The sequence below is a fragment of the Sphingobacterium sp. UBA7253 genome (genome assembly GCF_002472745.1).
GTDB lineage: Bacteria > Bacteroidota > Bacteroidia > Sphingobacteriales > Sphingobacteriaceae > Sphingobacterium > Sphingobacterium siyangense.
The window spans coordinates 38,084-55,130 of record NZ_DKSP01000037.1 but is presented as its reverse complement, the minus strand read 5'-3'; the positions used below and the strand labels follow the sequence as shown (position 1 = coordinate 55,130).

General features: G+C 41.0%; 12 protein-coding genes. 9 read left to right on the top strand and 3 right to left on the bottom strand.

What is annotated here, in order from left to right:
* The first annotated feature begins 137 nt into the window (after positions 1 to 137).
* The gene (locus B2X72_RS03680) at positions 138 to 1,310 is read left to right on the top strand and encodes a trans-sulfuration enzyme family protein (RefSeq protein ID WP_075994398.1); all 1,173 of its coding nucleotides are present in this window, start codon (positions 138 to 140) and stop codon (positions 1,308 to 1,310) included.
* A gap of 87 nt (positions 1,311 to 1,397) precedes the next feature.
* Here the strand turns inward: B2X72_RS03680 and tpx are convergent, their stop codons facing one another.
* Positions 1,398 to 1,898: a thiol peroxidase gene (gene tpx / locus B2X72_RS03675; RefSeq protein ID WP_070570237.1), complete on the bottom strand. Its 501-nt coding sequence runs from the start codon at positions 1,896 to 1,898 to the stop codon at positions 1,398 to 1,400.
* Between the two features lie 147 nt (positions 1,899 to 2,045).
* Here tpx and B2X72_RS03670 point away from each other — a divergent pair, with 147 nt between their 5' ends.
* The 3 genes from B2X72_RS03670 (at position 2,046) to B2X72_RS03660 (ending at position 5,280) form a co-directional block, all read left to right on the top strand.
* On the top strand, positions 2,046 to 3,272 hold the full coding sequence (locus B2X72_RS03670) for an OmpP1/FadL family transporter (protein ID WP_070570239.1): 1,227 nt from the start codon (positions 2,046 to 2,048) through the stop codon (positions 3,270 to 3,272).
* Between the two features lie 22 nt (positions 3,273 to 3,294).
* Positions 3,295 to 4,599, top strand: coding sequence for an SGNH/GDSL hydrolase family protein (locus B2X72_RS03665; protein WP_286848306.1), 1,305 nt, complete (start codon positions 3,295 to 3,297; stop codon positions 4,597 to 4,599).
* Between the two features lie 264 nt (positions 4,600 to 4,863).
* Positions 4,864 to 5,280: an OsmC family protein gene (locus B2X72_RS03660; protein ID WP_070570243.1), complete on the top strand. Its 417-nt coding sequence runs from the start codon at positions 4,864 to 4,866 to the stop codon at positions 5,278 to 5,280.
* Positions 5,281 to 5,433: 153 nt separating this feature from the next.
* Here the strand turns inward: B2X72_RS03660 and B2X72_RS03655 are convergent, their stop codons facing one another.
* The gene (locus tag B2X72_RS03655; RefSeq protein WP_286848304.1) at positions 5,434 to 7,806 is read right to left on the bottom strand and encodes an outer membrane beta-barrel family protein; all 2,373 of its coding nucleotides are present in this window, start codon (positions 7,804 to 7,806) and stop codon (positions 5,434 to 5,436) included.
* Positions 7,807 to 7,991: 185 nt separating this feature from the next.
* Here B2X72_RS03655 and B2X72_RS03650 point away from each other — a divergent pair, with 185 nt between their 5' ends.
* Together B2X72_RS03650 and B2X72_RS03645 are read left to right on the top strand one after the other, a co-directional pair.
* Positions 7,992 to 9,335, top strand: coding sequence for a sensor histidine kinase (locus B2X72_RS03650; RefSeq protein WP_286848302.1), 1,344 nt, complete (start codon positions 7,992 to 7,994; stop codon positions 9,333 to 9,335).
* Positions 9,336 to 9,418: 83 nt separating this feature from the next.
* Positions 9,419 to 10,093: a response regulator transcription factor gene (locus B2X72_RS03645; protein ID WP_046673688.1), complete on the top strand. Its 675-nt coding sequence runs from the start codon at positions 9,419 to 9,421 to the stop codon at positions 10,091 to 10,093.
* A gap of 3 nt (positions 10,094 to 10,096) precedes the next feature.
* Here B2X72_RS03645 and B2X72_RS03640 read toward each other — a convergent pair whose 3' ends face one another.
* Positions 10,097 to 11,152, bottom strand: coding sequence for a DUF2157 domain-containing protein (locus tag B2X72_RS03640; RefSeq protein WP_070570250.1), 1,056 nt, complete (start codon positions 11,150 to 11,152; stop codon positions 10,097 to 10,099).
* 156 nt (positions 11,153 to 11,308) lie between these two features.
* Between B2X72_RS03640 and uvrA the strand changes: the two genes are divergently transcribed.
* From uvrA to B2X72_RS03625, 3 genes are all read left to right on the top strand, one after another.
* A complete protein-coding gene (gene uvrA / locus B2X72_RS03635; RefSeq protein WP_070570252.1) occupies positions 11,309 to 14,149 on the top strand; it encodes an excinuclease ABC subunit UvrA in 2,841 nt (946 codons plus the stop codon).
* A 303-nt stretch (positions 14,150 to 14,452) separates the two neighbouring features.
* Entirely contained in the window at positions 14,453 to 16,339 is a 1,887-nt protein-coding gene (gene mutL / locus B2X72_RS03630) for a DNA mismatch repair endonuclease MutL (protein ID WP_286848300.1), read from the top strand.
* A 12-nt stretch (positions 16,340 to 16,351) separates the two neighbouring features.
* Positions 16,352 to 17,038, top strand: a complete 687-nt coding sequence (locus B2X72_RS03625; RefSeq protein ID WP_286848299.1) for a rhomboid family intramembrane serine protease — start codon at positions 16,352 to 16,354, stop codon at positions 17,036 to 17,038.
* The last annotated feature ends 9 nt before the right edge of the window (positions 17,039 to 17,047 follow it).

Below are 17,047 nucleotides of genomic sequence, written 5' to 3'. Positions count from 1 at the left end.
CTTCCTCATCCTTTGAACAGGAAAAGCAAAGCACTAGGAATATAGTACAAGGCAAAAGCCATATTTTTTTCATAAGATGGGTTATTTCATTGCTAATTATACGAATATAAAAATTTCATCTCGTAACTTTACCCATCATGAAACAAGATCAATCTAAAATCATACGTGAACAGGTCGATCGTTCAGCACTTCGCGAACATTCGACTCCTTTATACCTTACATCAAGTTTTATCTTCGACAGCGCTGAACAAGGTCGGGCGGTCTTTGCTGGCGAAGAGGATGCAATGATTTACTCCCGCTATGCCAATCCAAATACTTCAGAATTCATCAACAAAGTTTGTATTCTTGAAGGTGCAGAAGCAGGATTGTCTTTTGCATCAGGTATGGCAGCAGTATTTGCCTCATTTGCAGGAATTATCGAAAGTGGAGACCATATCGTTTCTTCACGTGCAATATTCGGCTCTACACATCAGTTATTTACGGAACTCTTCCCACGTTGGGGTGTGACCACGACTTACGTAGACGCAGCTAATCCGGAAGAATGGGAAAAAGCGATTCAGCCAAATACGAAAATCATCTTTTTGGAATCGCCATCCAATCCTGGTCTGGAATTGGTTGATTTGGAATGGTTGGGTAAATTTAAGGAGAAATATCCCCATATCATTCTGTCGATTGACAACTGCTTTGCCACACCTTATCTTCAGAAACCGATTCAATATGGATTTGACCTGGTTATCCATTCGGCGACCAAATATATGGATGGACAGGGTCGTGTTTTGGGCGGTATTGTTGTCGGAAAACAAGAGCTTATCGATAAATTGATGTTCTTTATCCGTCATACAGGCCCCGCATTATCGCCTTTCAATGCCTGGATCATATCAAAAAGTTTAGACACGTTGGGCATCCGTATGGACCGCCATTGTTCTAACGCATTGGCTTTGGCCGAGGCATTGGAAAATCATGCGGAAATTGAGGATGTAAAATATCCATTTTTACCAAGCCATCCACAATATGAGCTGGCCAAGAAACAAATGAAAGCTGGTGGCGGTATTGTAACCTTTGTTGTCAAAGGTGGTTTTGAGCGAGCAAAAGCCTTTGTAGATCATTTGGAAATGATTTTATATACCTCTAATTTAGGAGATTCAAGATCAATCGCAACGCATCCAGCCTCCACCACACACTCAAAATTGTCGGAAGATGAGCGCTTAAACTTAGGCATCAAACCGGGCAGTATCCGCCTGTCTGTGGGTCTGGAAGATCAACAAGATATCATCAACGATATCTTGCAGGCTTTAGAGAAAACGAAATAAACATTCGCTTTGTTATAGTTAGCGAATATACATCAACTAAAAAAGCCTTTGCATAAGCAAAGGCTTTTTTATTCACTCACATCCTACTTAATTCAACGATGCGATCGCTGCAGCATAATTTGGCTCATCAGCAATTTCTGCGACTTGCTCTTCGTACAATACTTTTCCATTTTCATCCAATGTGATGACAACACGGCTTAATAAACCTGCCAAAGGTCCATCAGCGATAGCCAATTGATAAGCATCTGAAAAGTTTGAATCTTTATACTCTGATAATGTCACTACGTTATTTAGCCCCTCTGCTGCACAAAAGCGTCCTTGTGCAAAAGGCAAATCTTTCGATATACATAACACAACGGTGTTATCCAACTGAGAAGCCTCTTTATTAAATGCACGTACGGAAGCAGCACACGTTCCGGTATCTACACTAGGAAAAATATTTAATACAATTTTTTTTCCTTTGAAATCTGTAAGAGACTTATCGGAAAGATCGCCTGCAGTTAATTTAAAATCAGGGGCTTGCTCGCCAACCTGTGGTAAACTGCCTTTTGTGTTTACTGGATTGCCTTTAAAAGTGATTGTAGCCATATAATATGATCGTTTAATTTTTAGTATCCTTGCACTTAAAGGTACGAGCAAAAAAAATATTACACAACATTTATTAATTTTAGTCAAACATTTATTATGTTAGCATTGTATTTGAAAGAGGAATGTTAACCAAAAATAAACACTAGTATGAAGAAACTGCTATTTTCAATACTTTGTGCAAGTCCGTCACTCCTGTTTGCACAAGGATCTCAAGTGAATCTACAAAGTCCCAAAGCTGTGGGAATGGGGGGAGCAGGTTCTGCTTACTTTTTAGATGAGTCTTCCATTTTTTATAGTCCGGGTGCTTTAGCAAAAATGGACCATAACGCTATTTCAGTTGCCGGTAATGCCGTGATGTACAAATCTGGCTTTCAAGAGGTCGGCAGTACAGTTGTTTATCATACTAGAAATCAGATTTCAACTCCTTTTTCATTATTTGCTGCATTCGGCCCTAAAAACTCCTGGTGGAAAGCCGGTATTGGAGTATACACACCTTACGGTGGAGCCGTCGATTGGGGGAAAGATTGGGTAGGTAAATTCAGTTTGGTCAGCCTTTCGCTACGTGCAATCTATATTCAGCCCACATTGAGTTTCAAACTGACTGAAAATTTTAGTGTTGGGGGTGGTTTTGTATACAACATTGGTACCGTAGACCTCGAAAATTCTGTTCCGGTATTCTATCCAGACGGTCACGCCGGACTGGCAACCCTAAAAGGAACTGGAACTGGAACGGGGTATAACGTGGGTATTCATTATAACTTAGAAGACGACTTCGCTATATCGGTAAGTTACCGCTCTAAAGTCGTCACCAAACTTAAAAATGGAGATGCAAATTTTGACGTGCCTGAATCGGTAGCAAGCAACTTCCCTGCGGGCAACAAATTCAGTGCTGAATTACCGCTACCATCCACATTTGCCGCGGGCGTTGCCTTCCCTATTTCGGAGAAATTGAAGATGGCTCTTGATGCAACAATCATCAATTATGACATCTATAAGGCGCTAGATTTCGATTACAAAGAAAATACGCCGGTATTGCAAGATACGCATTCTCCAAAAAAATACGATAAAGCAGGATCCGTCAAAGCAGGATTGGAATATATTGCTTCCGACCGCTTGCAATTACGTATAGGTGGCGGTGTGATCGCAACTCCAGTACAGCAGAGTGCTTATGTTTATCCGGAGACACCAGATAACACCAGGTATTTGATATCAGGAGGTTTTACAATAAAACCATCACCAAAATTTGACGTCACAGGTTCCTTTGCATACCAACGCATCGTGGCTCGCCAATCAACCAATGTGGAGAGTCATCTTTCCGGGACTTATGCGACAAATATTTTTGCTCCTGGTATTGGTGTAAGCTATAAATGGTAATTAACAGCCAAATTTGACTAAGATGAAAAAAAACAAACTTTATATAGCTGCGGCGTTAGCACTTTTAGCGATCGCCTCATGTAAACCTACCTTGGACGAATATACGCCTTCGGCTGGATCGCTTAATTTTTCAAAATATGTTGCCATCGGAAATTCATTGACAGCAGGTTATGCCGATGGCGGACTCTACTTGGAGGGCCAAAAGGTGGCTTACCCCAATTTAATTGCGGAGCAATTGAAACAAGTGGGTGGAGGTGAGTTCAAATCGCCATTTTTCAGTGAAGATCAAGCCAATGGTTCTGGCTATATTACGCTTACAGCACTTGTCAATGGCCAGCCTGTTACTGCCCAGGTAACTGATAAATTGGCCTATCGCTCGGCTTCACCAAAATTGTTGACCAAATATACCGACCCGATTAACAACCTTGGTGTACCGGGTATGCGTATGGATATGGCCTTTGCTGCTGGCGTGGGATCCCAAGCTGGAAACATGTATTTCGAACGCTTACTACCTGACGCGGATGCGATGAAAACATATTTTGCCTATTCCACCACGCAAAACCACACCTTCTTTAGTTTTGCTTTAGGCAATAACGATGCTTTAGGCTGGGCGACTAACGGTGGTGTAGAAGATGGACCAACATCAACATTGACCTCTACTGCGCTCTTCACGTCTTTATTGGGCAACTATGTAACGACATTAACAGCAGGAGGTCAAAAAGGCGTACTGGCCACAATTCCTGATGTAACAGCAACACCTTATTTTACGACGGTAACCCGTGCCGCTTTATTGGCAGCCGTGAATGCAACAAATCCGCCGACACCGGTAACAAATATCTACATTGCCACAAAGTCAGGTCCTCGTGCAGCTACTGATCAAGATTATTTTGTTCTCCCTTTCTCTTCAACAGGATTATTGGGGAAACCAAATGCGGCACAAATTCCGTACGGCTTACACCCACTGAATCCTGTGGAAGACAAATACGTGCTTGATGTAAGCGAAACGGCAACAGTTGTACAACGTATCAACGAGTATAATACGGCCATCAAAGCTGCTGCAAACTCAAAAGGCCTGGCCTTGGCGGATGTACATGAGTTCTTGAATAATGTAAAAGATGGTGTTCGTATCAACGGATTAGCGGTTAGTGCCAAATATATTACTGGAAATGCCTTCTCTTTGGATGGTATCCACCTAACGCCAATTGGAAATGCCCTAATGGCCAATATCTTTATCAGTGCGATCAATTCAAAATATGGATCGAAGATCCCACAAGTTGACGTAGCAAAATATCGCGGTGTTAAACTACCTGATACTGTTTCAAAATAAACAGGGATCAATATACTGACAAAAGGCAGACGAATAATCGTCTGCCTTTTTTGTATATTTCCTCTATAAATAAGTTCCTCAATAGGCAGAGGAGAGATCGATAAATTACTTTTATATACTACGCAATTATATTGCATATAAAAGGTAATTTATCTAAGTTTGTTTAGTATAGATTGAACAGAAAAAACTCGTTTAGGCTGTAGAAAGGGTGACTTACTGTCTCACGTTCCACAGCCTAAACGAGCAAAAAAAGAATAAAATAAGATGAAAATCAAATTAAACCGTGTCAACCAAGCTGTGCATTTCGAAGCCAGCAGTGAATTATCCCCTGTCAAAGTCAACATTGATGGCTCGGAAGCTATCGGCGGTGAAGGAAAAGGTGTGCGTCCAATGGAATTGGTTTTAATGGCACTGGGTTCTTGCAGCGTCTTTGACCTCCATAGCATATTGGTAAAACAACGCCAACAAATTGACGATATCCAGGTCGAAGTAGAAGGTAAACGCCGGGAAGAAATTCCACAAGTATTTACAGATATACACATTAATTTTTTCCTAAAAGGTGAAATTGATGAGGTAAAAGCAGCCAAAGCGGCTGAATTAGCCGTTAAAAAATATTGCTCAGTACACGATATGCTTGCCGCTGGTGGTATCAATATCACGTATTCTTTGAAAATAAACTAAGAAAATACTTTCTTAGCATCTGATAATCCTCCACATGCGATGTGGAGGATTATTGTTTTTAATGAATGCTACATCCATTTCCTTTACCAATGTATTATGAATAAAATAGATACAGGGAATCGGAAGGATTTCACTTTACTAGGGTTAACTGATTTACAAACGATTCTGCTCTTCTGTTCTAGTGGGTTGATTACTGCTTTTGACTTTCTGATTTCCAAAATGATATCGCAGCGTCAGATTTACTTTTCTAGTATCCCGATAGTCCCTATAAAAATTATTTTGATCGCCGTACTTGGATGATATCGTCATTTTCTCTGTTTTGAAAATATCCATAAATGATAGATTTACTTCAAATTTCTTTTTAAAGAATTTTCGATTTGTCATCACATAGGTACTTGAATACCCTGTAATATGAAATGGCCCCTGTATCGTGGGCGATGTAAATGTATTACCCAGTTCAAGGTTCCAACCGGCATCCTTATTCAGCACATAGTTGGTGCTTACGTTTCCGTTGCCGATATACACATCATTCTTGTGCAATATGTCATCAGTACCCATAAAGTAATTCTGGTTATACATCCCCTCTAGCTGCAGATTCAATCCCCAGCGGCCGGTCAGCTGAAAACTCTTTCCTAAGTCTATCCCTGCCCCTTGTCCTTTCTTGATATTGGTATATTGGAAAATAAGTTGGTGATTGTTGTTATCTTGGCGGGAAATTTCCATATTGGGCCACTTTTCAAATCGGTAGAAGAGATCGATATTCCAGTTGTTTTTTGTCCAGGTCAGATTCAGGTTATGAACGATCGTCGCCCTTAAACGTGGGTCTCCCTGAAAATAAGAAAAACGATTGTAATAGGATTTTGCGGGATTAAGCCAAGAGTAAGAAGGTCGGCTGATACGCTTCCCATAGGAAAAACCAAACTGCTGATCGTCAGTCAAGGCATATTGCATGTAAAATGTCGGAAAGAGCACAAAATAATCACGCTTATTGATATCAGTTGGTTCGGATACAATACCTTCCAAATCGGTATATTCTCCCCTTAAACCTGCTTTCCAGCTCCATTTTTTCCAGGCATAGTCCAATGAGCCATACAAAGCCACATTACGTTCTTTGTAATCAAACACACTACTCTTATCAGGCCTTTGCTCGAGCTCTCCTGATTCATCATCAAAGAAAGCAAGGGTACTCGTCGTTTTCACATCGCTAAATTTCCCACCAAACTCCATCCCCAGCTTCCTTATTTTTCCGGTGAAATCTATCTGGGAAGAAAAAAGCCGATTTTTATTTCCATTATTACTAATAAATCGGGTATCTGTCGGTTCCTCCCCCTTAAATCGCAGCGCTGTCAGTACATCCTGATCATTTGTCGAATGATTGTCAGTGAAGTAGGATGACCAATTTATGCTCCACCTGGAATTAAGCTTCTTTGTTACCTGAAGGTAGAGGTTATTCGTTTTTGTCGATCGTTGATGGTCATTGGTGGTAAAATAACTAGACTCCTGTACATGATTTTTATCGTATATAATGGTGGGCACCTCATAAGTACCATAGGTTTTCGGTCCGTAATATCCATTTAGTCCAGCATTAACCGTCCAGGTTGTATCGGGTGTATAGTCTATCGAAAACACATAGCTGTTCTGACTGTTATTGGTATCAAATCGATCCATGACACCTTCCCATGAGGTTTGCTCATTCGGATAATAAACATAATTCGTTTCATAGCGTGCGTAAGTCCCTCGTCCGAAATTATAAGTACCTCGAAGATTGAATTTTTCATTTTTATAATACTGGGTCAGTCCAAACAGTTGCTTCCAGGTACTGCTTTTTTCGGCCAATGCAACCACCGTGCCTCTATAGCCATATAGGTTGGATTTGGAAAGTTTAATATTGATAATCGTGCTTCCCTCAGCTTCATATTTTGCAGGTGGATTGGTAATAACCTCTATCGATTGCACGTCGCTACCTGCTGTATTCTCCAGATAGATTTTCAGTTCGTCCCCCGTGAGCATTACTTTTCGATCATTAATGAGGACAACAATATTTTTGTTCCCCCGGACCATTAAATCCGCACCATTCACCATCACCAATGGCGTACGCTTCAAAATATCCCAGCTATTGAGTGCTGAAAGATTGGAATTCTGAACGTTGAACTCTAAGCGATCCAACTTGCGGATCAATCGGGGAGCTCGACCCACGACCTGTGCTTCTTCGAGTACCTTTGCTTCGGGAAGGAGCTCAAGTAACAAAGGGCGTGAAATGGTATCGCTGCGAAAAAAAAGTTCCTGAGACTTGAAGTTCAGATAGGTTGTCCGTAGATAGTATCCACTCGGATGATCCAGCGTAACTACAAATTTTCCAAAATGGTCAGTCTTCACTTCACGGATCTCTTGATAGTTGCTATCCAATAGCATAACGGTCGCACCCGCCAGCACAATTTTGTTTGCATCCTGTACTTGTCCCCCGATTTGTTTAGTCTGCGCCGAAAGCAACAGGGGGAAAGTCAGAAAAAATAGGATCAATTTCATGTACAAATAATTAGTCTTTTAATTCTAGTATAGCTTATCCGCATTATTCTATTTGACAATCGCGGCCATTTCATACTGATATGCTATGCTTCAAAAGTGTCTATAGTGACGGCAAATAATGGTTAATAAAGGGTTAATACTGGGTTAAGGTATATTATCTTAGCCCTCAGCAGTTATATTTGTATATGGAATTGAAGCCCAAAAGTTATATCGTTCTCTTTACATTATTTTTTGCCGTTCTTATCGGCATACAGAGCTATCAATTACACAACACCTATCAGCTCAAACAACGCGATATTTTTACCACGGTGAAAAATAAGCTGAGCAAGCTCCATGAAAATGATAGGCTTTTTGATGATGATTTAATGAGCAAAGACATTGCAAGAGATTACTACATCAAATTGGTTAAACATGAGATAACGGCCGAAAAACTAAAAGAGCTATACCGCACAAACGCCCATAAAACATCCCAAAAGCTTACACGATACGTCGACAGCTTATTTAAACCCTTGGGAATGGATGTTATCCTGAAAAAGGAAATTTTGGGTATCTACTTTAAGAACCTAGAAAAACAGATTGCGGCTGGTCCAATCACGGTTTACATAACGAATGGGACATTTCGTCAGCCTGTAGAACTCTCTTCAAGCGAGTGGATAACAGAAAAAACGGAAACACAGAAAGTCAAAGACAGTATCCAAAGCAGGGAGATCTTGTACACCTTTTTTGTTCACCGGAAGACTTCCTTTGAGGTGACAAATCTCAACTGGATATTGTTCAGGGAACTCACTTCGCTTCTACTGAGCACCCTATTTATTCTGGCCGCTTTTCTTTGGCTTTTTTATAGAACCATTCAGAATCTCAGAAAACAGCAGAAACAGATCACTGTACTGCACGATGTCGTCGACAATATTTCACATGAACTCAAAACACCTATTGCAACCCTGAAAATTGCTGCTAAAACACTTCGGAAATCAACAGACGAAAGCATTATAACCGTCATTGAACGACAAGTAAATCGCTTGGAACAAACCCTTGATCCACTTAACGAAAATCTTCAAACTATTGATCAGCCTCCTGTTAAAAGCACAGAACTACAAGCTATTTTCGACGATTTTCAACTGACCAACTCCGCTATTGCATTCCAATTAAGTCTCTTGCCTGACGGCAAACTATGCCTGAGCCCAAATGATGCGACAACACTATTTCAGAACCTGATGAACAATGCCGTAAAATATGGTGCAACTTGGATTAATATCTCTTTTGAGGATCAGAAAGGCAAACTCTCGGTTTATATACAGGATAACGGTTACGGCATGGAGGAGTCCGAGCTACCCTATATTTTCGACAAGTTTTACCGCATACAAAAAGACAATGTTCACGACACCAAAGGCCTGGGAATAGGTCTTTTCCTTGTAAAAAAAATCGTCGATCGTTATCACGGACAACTTACTGTAACCAGCGAACCCAATGTCGGGACTACGTTTAAAATCCAGCTGCCGCATGCGCTTGTCCCATCATCGGAAATATGACCAAAAACAAGGATAAGCTGTGAAAAGACAATAGACGGCCATAGACTAAAGTATTTATATTAACTCAACTACTGAAAACAAAAATGAATAAAATATTACTCGTTGAAGACGATCCCGATTTTGGTTTTATGCTCAAGCAATACCTTGAGCTATCCACATTTAACATAGACTGGATAGCGCAGCCCAATGATCTTACGGAAAATTTCCAGCAGCTAGCCGATTACGATCTGGTTATACTGGATGTTATGCTTCCTCAAATTAGTGGTTTTAGCCTGGCTAAAGAAATCAACGCCCTATACCCCACGTTGCCATTTATCTTTTTAACAGCCAAGGAGCAAAAAATAGATAAGCTCACGGGACTAAAAATCGGTGCCGATGATTATATCACCAAACCCTGTGATCCTGAAGAACTGTTACTTCGCATACAGAATATATTAAAGCGAAATCAGAAAAATAGTACCCCAAAATCGATTGCCATAGGTACGTATATTTTCTATCCCGAACAGTTATTATTAAGCCATGCTTCGAAACAATATAAGCTTACTGAACGTGAATCGCAACTTCTCCTATTTCTGTCGCAACACAATGGTCAACTTGTCACACGCGAAGAAATCCTTGAAAAGGTATGGGGAAACGCAGATTTCTTTACCGGAAGGAGTATGGATGTCTTTATTACCCGAATCCGAAAATACTTAAGCCTAGATCCCAAGCTTAGTATCAGTTCACATAGAGCAGTCGGATTTACGATTCAATTTTAAGGATTATCCGGCAATCTCTTCTTTCCGCTTGTTCCATAATTTCTCTGCCCAACGGCCGACAAACCAAAAGGACACGGCCAAAATTAAAAAGAACACTGCTCTATTGATATTATCCCAGAGATACTCGACATAGCGGGTATAGATATTGAGCACTAAAAATACAAAGCCTACTTCTCTGCTGACGTTATCTTTCGCTTTTAAGCCGTAGACAACCAGGAATACCGACACGGCAGTGGATAAAATACCCCAGTAGAACATATGGTATTGACGTACAGTCGTCCATTCATAGAAATCAGCATAATTTCCAAAAATAGAAAGGGTCCACAAGGATACCATCAGATAGATCAATCCCACAATATAACTGATGGGCTGAAAGATTTGTAGCCTTTCAAACCTGGGTTGAACCCAAACAGCCAACGCGGTTATCAGTGCCCCAAAAATGGTAAAACGCAGCGGATAGTTCATCCCCCAAAACTTAAATCCCCAATTGCTATGGTAGGCGGTCTCGGTCGCAAACCATACGCCCAAGGCCAAAAGCATAAACGTCCAAATCAGCTTACTCTCGAGCTTGACGGCAAGAAAGCCATAAATCGCCACGGAGAGTAAAAATAACAGGGAATAGTGCATCGTATCTTTATCCAATACTTTACCCATAAACCCGATACAGGCCGCAGTTCCGAAAACTCCAATCAGCATCATGGTTTCCGTGGATAGATTTTTATAAGGATAGCGTTTCTTATACCGAAAACCCAGCGTATAGAATAATACAGCCACGGCAGCGAAAAAGAAGCAAAATAGGATATTAGGTGCTTCGTAGAGTGTATCCACAAAGGCCAAGAATGATGCATCTGTAAACAACGAAAAGACAGCGAAGACCAGAGATGCCAAGGCAATCCAAAAGGCATATCTAGCCAGTTGTCCCCAATCAAAACTTTTCACGTCTAAACTATCCATCAGCTCGTTCGCTTTTTGCTCATCTAATAAGTTCTCTTTCTTCCAAAATTGGACAATATCGTCGATCGATTGTTTCTCTTGTTTGCTGACGTCGTATTTTCGCATAAATTTAGATTTACTGTGCAAGGTACATTATTTTTTTAAATCACTTGTATATCACATTTTGTTCCAAAAGTCAGAAAGGCTCGCATAATTCCTTTAAAATCTGTAATTTTGCATGTTTTGCATTTAATCCCTCACACGGGACCTTAAGGAGTTTTCATGGCAGTAAAAAGAAGCCCAGATTTGGGCGAACAAAGTGAAGTTCAGGTATTTGGAGCGCGTGCGCATAATCTAAAAAATATAGATGTTTCTTTTCCGAGAAATGAATTGGTTGTTATCACAGGTTTAAGTGGCAGCGGAAAGTCTTCCTTGGCTTTTGACACCATTTATGCCGAAGGACAACGTCGGTATATGGAGACATTCAGTGCCTACAGCCGTCAGTTTTTGGGAGGCATGGAACGTCCGGATGTGGACAAGATATCGGGCTTAAGTCCAGTGATCTCCATTGAACAGAAAACCACCAGCAAAAACCCGAGGTCCACTGTTGGAACCATTACTGAGGTGTATGACTTTATGCGTCTACTATTTGCCCGAGCAGGAGAAGCTTTCTCCTATGTGACCGGGAAGAAAATGGAGCGTATGTCGGACGATCAGGTTATCGAACGGATTTTGACTGAGTTTGAAGGACAGGCCCTGAACATCCTGGCACCAGTGGTTAAGGGGCGTAAAGGCCACTACCGTGAGTTGTTTGAACAAATCCGTAAGCAAGGCTATGTGAAGGTACGTGTGGATGGAGAAATATTGGACCTTGTTCCAAAAATGCAGGTTGACCGCTACAAAATACACGATATTGAAATCGTCGTAGATCGTCTGAAAGTAGAGCGTGAAGATAAAAAGCGCTTACAGACTTCAGTGATGCAGGCGATGAAAACAGCGAAAGGTATCATCAAGGTCTCCACGAAAGATAATCAGGAGCAATTCTATAGCCGTTATCTCATGGATGCCGAATCGGGCATCTCTTATGATGAGCCACAGCCAAATACCTTCTCATTCAATTCCCCATACGGTGCTTGTCCTACATGTGATGGTTTGGGCTATATTTTTGAAATTGATAAGAATGCCGTTATTCCGGATAAAAAACTAAGTATTCAAAAAGGTGGTTTGGCCCCTTTGGGACCTACCCGGGAAAATTGGACTTCGGAAGTATTGAAAGCTGTCGCAAAAAAATTAGATTTTACGATTACAACACCGCTTGAAAAACTAACTGAAGAACAGATTGATCAGCTTTTATTTGGCAATAAGGAAGAGCCTATCGTTGTCACGGTATCTTATGGAAGTTATGGCACACGTGAATATCGTGTTGAATTTGAAGGAATCTTTAAGATGCTGGAAGAGTTTTCGGGAAAATCATCGGATGAGGCGCCTTCTTTAGATGACTTCAGAACAAAAGTGACCTGTCCAACCTGTGCGGGAGCGCGTCTGAAAAAAGAGTCTTTACATTTTAAAATTGCGGATAAAAACATCCATGAGCTCTCAACGATGGACATTACATCCATCAAAGAATGGTTTGATCAGGTAGAAAGCAAACTTGATGAACGCCAGCTCATTATTGCAACGGAGATATTAAAGGAAATCCGCGCACGTTTAGGCTTCCTGCTGGATGTCGGCCTAAATTACTTGACCTTGGACCGTACAGCTAAAACACTTTCGGGTGGTGAAGCACAGCGGATCCGTTTGGCCACACAGATTGGTTCCCAACTGGTGAATGTACTTTATATTCTGGATGAACCGAGTATTGGGCTCCATCAGCGGGATAACGAACGTTTGATCAATGCGCTTAAAAACCTACGCGATATTGGCAATTCGGTCCTTGTTGTGGAACATGACAAAGACATGATCCTACATGCCGACCATGTTATCGACATGGGACCTGCTGCAGGCGTTCATGGTGGGACTGTGGTTGCCGAAGGTACACCAACAGAAATCCTAAAATCGAACTCTTTAACAGCAGCTTACCTCAACGGGACAAAAGAGGTTAAGATTCCCGAGAAACGCCGTGAGGGCAATGGAAAAACATTGTCATTACATGGAGCAACCGGACATAACTTAAAAAATCTGTCTGTCTCTTTTCCATTAGGAAAACTCATTGTTGTATCGGGTGTTTCAGGTTCGGGTAAATCAAGCCTAATCACAGGTACTTTATACCCGATTTTGAATAAACATTTTTTCAGAGCCAAAGCAATTCCACTTCCTTTCAAAAAAATTGAAGGGTTAGAACATATTGACAAAGTCATCGAGATCGACCAAAGTCCTATCGGCCGTACACCACGGTCCAACCCTTCGACCTATACCGGTGTATTTTCGGATATCAGAACCTTGTTTGTTCAACTTCCAGAAGCTAAGATCAGAGGCTATAAGCCAGGAAGATTTTCCTTTAACGTCAAAGGTGGTCGTTGTGAAACCTGTCAGGGAGCCGGGCTGAAAGTCATCGAAATGAATTTCCTTCCCGATGTACAGGTTCCTTGTGAAACATGTCACGGAAAACGCTACAACCGAGAAACTTTAGAGGTACGCTACAAAGGAAAATCCATTTCCGATGTACTTGATATGAGCATCAACGATGCTGTGGATTTCTTCGAAAATGTACCGAGTATTTACCGAAAGATCAAAACACTGCAGGATGTAGGTTTGGGTTATATCACCTTAGGACAGTCCTCCACAACCTTATCGGGAGGTGAGGCACAACGGGTAAAATTGGCTACTGAACTTTCTAAAAAAGACACTGGAAATACATTCTATATCCTTGATGAACCGACAACAGGTCTTCACTTTGAAGATGTCAATGTCCTTATGGGCGTTATCAATCGTCTGGTCGAGCGCGGGAATACCATTTTGATTATTGAGCATAACCTTGATGTCGTTAAATCGGCCGATTGGGTCATTGATATCGGTCCCGAAGGTGGCAAAGACGGCGGGCAGGTTCTATTTGAAGGAACACCTGAAAACTTAATTAAAAATAATAAAAGCGAAACAGCACGTTTCTTAAAATTGGAAATGTAATGCCTTTGAAACGGCAGCCGCGAAGTATTATGTTTCACGGCTGCTGTTTGCCCGGGATGGCTCGGTTATTGCGCAGGAATGTTTTCCAACTCCTTGGGCTTTGTCTTACAGGGGCAATAGATATCGAACACTGACGTTGACGGCCGAGGAATAGGACACAACTATTTATCAATGCCATCCATTTTCATTTGTATAAATGAACACATTAAAGGTTTTTGCTTTTAAAGAACATACGGAATGTCCAGTTGATTTTCATCAGTGTTTATACGCTGTAAATATGGATATTTCTTAACTTTGTATTATATGTCGGATATTATTCAATTACTTCCAGATAATGTTGCTAATCAGATTGCGGCGGGAGAAGTGGTGCAGCGACCAGCGTCTGCCATTAAAGAATTGATTGAGAATGCTATTGATGCTGGAGCTGACAAAATAAAACTTATTGTTAAAGATGCAGGCAAGTCATTGATCCAGGTCATTGACAATGGCTGTGGCATGAGCGTAACTGATGCTCGTCTTTGTTTTGAACGTCACGCAACATCGAAAATTCGTAAGGCTGAAGACTTATTCGCTATCCGTACGATGGGTTTCCGTGGTGAAGCAATGGCATCCATTGCTGCGATTGCACAGATAGAGCTCAAAACACGCCGCATTGAAGATGAACTGGGTACAGTTGTTGAGATAGAGGGATCAAAAGTTGTCAACCAATACCCGGAAGCTGTTGCTGCCGGAACAAATATTTTAGTTAAAAATCTTTTTTACAATATTCCTGCACGGCGGAACTTCCTAAAGAGCAACTCGGTAGAAATGCGTCATATCATTGATGAATTTCAACGTATTGCTTTATCGAACCCACAGATTTTCCTAACCTTACATAGCGACGGAAATGAGATCTACCATTTGCCGGCAGAGACACTAAAACAACGTATTGTCCATATTTTCGGGAACAATTACAATCAGCGACTTGTCCCTGTGGAAGAAGATACGTCGATCATCAAGGTAGAAGGTTTTGTTGGGAAACCTGAATTTGCAAAAAAAACACGTGGTGAACAGTTTTTCTTTGTCAACAAACGCTTTGTACGTGATCCATACCTGCACCATGCAGTCATGAATGCTTATGAAGATATTTTACAGGCCGAAACATTCCCTTTCTATGTATTATTTATCGACATAGATCCTGCACGCATCGATATCAACGTACACCCTACCAAGACCGAAATTAAGTATGAAGACGATAAGGCTATTTACGCCATTATCCGTTCAGCCGTAAAAAGATCGTTGGGACGGTACAATATCATGCCATCTTTGGATTTTGAACAGGAAACAAGCTTCACCAATCTTATTACAAAAAAGGCATTGGATGAAATTATCGTTCCAACGGTAACTTTTAATCCAGACTTCAATCCATTTGATACAGACAAATCGAAATCCAATTCGAGCTACACCCGTTCAGAAAGCTACGCTGAAGGACTTAACAAGAAAACAGGTGGCATACCTAGCAATTGGGATTCCCTGTACCAAATCGTCGAAGAGGAGGAATCTGTTCAGCTGCCATTGCATGCGGAGCCGGAATTGCATACGGATAGCTCACAGGTCATTCAGGTGGAGGATAAGTCATCCTCAAAGCTCTTTTTTCAGCTCCATAATAAATATATTGTCTCTCAGATTCACTCTGGATTTATTCTAATTGATCAACAGGCTGCACATGAACGTATTCTCTTTGAGCAATTTCTTGCGCAACTGGACCAACATAAAGGGCTGAGTCAGCAAAGTTTGTTTCCACAGACTTTGGACCTAAATGCTGCAGATAATGAATTAATGAAAGATCTCCTGGAAGACATCAATGGCTTAGGCTTTCAAATTCGTGAATTTGGAAAAAATTCCTATATTATTGACGGAATTCCTGCAGACTTAGGGACAGGGTTCGACGAAATAAAGATGATTGAGAAAATATTGGAGGATTACAAAAACAATCAATCTGAGTATAAGCTCGCTAAGCGCGAAAATCTTGCAAAAAGCCTTGCCCGTAATGCGGCCATTAAACCTGGTACCGCGTTGGACAATACAGCAATGGCAGAGCTTGTGGACAGACTATTTGCCTGTCACTCACCCAATATCTCCATCTATGGCAACCCTGTGATTGTAACATTTACACTGCAAGAGTTAGCGGAAAAATTTGGCAAAAATTAGAAGATAAAATATATGTTTCCACAACTGACACCTGTTATCAAGAATTTATTGATCATCAATATCATATTTTATATTGGATCACAACTTGTACCTGTAGCATATGATTATCTTGCGGTCTATTATCCGGACTCCCCTTATTTTAAAATTTGGCAGGTGATCACGCATATGTTTATGCACGACAAGAACAATATTAGCCATATCTTCTTCAATATGTTTTCCCTGGTCATGTTCGGTCCTATGATTGAGCAGGTCCTTGGTTCAAAACGTTTTTTAAATTTCTACCTGGTTTCGGGAATCGGTGCCTGGTTTCTTTATACAGCTGTAAATGGTATACAACTCTATAATTCGACAGGTTCTTTCGCTCCACTTCACGGCATAAGCGGAAACGAACTTATTGCCATGGCCAATACCGGAAATAATGAAGCACTAACCTACCTCATTCCGATGTTGGGGGCCTCAGGAGCCATTTATGGTGTTCTATTAGCATTTGCCTACCTTTTTCCAAACATACCGCTTCAATTTTTGTTTATTCCTGTACCAGTCAAAGCAAAGTATATGATCGGTGGATTCATCCTCATCGAAATTTATATGAGTTTGTCTAGACCAGGGGATTCTGTGGCTCACCTGGCTCATGTCGGTGGTGCACTATTTGGCTATCTACTGCTTAAACTGTGGAAGATTAGAAAAGGAATTTATTAATATCGTGCG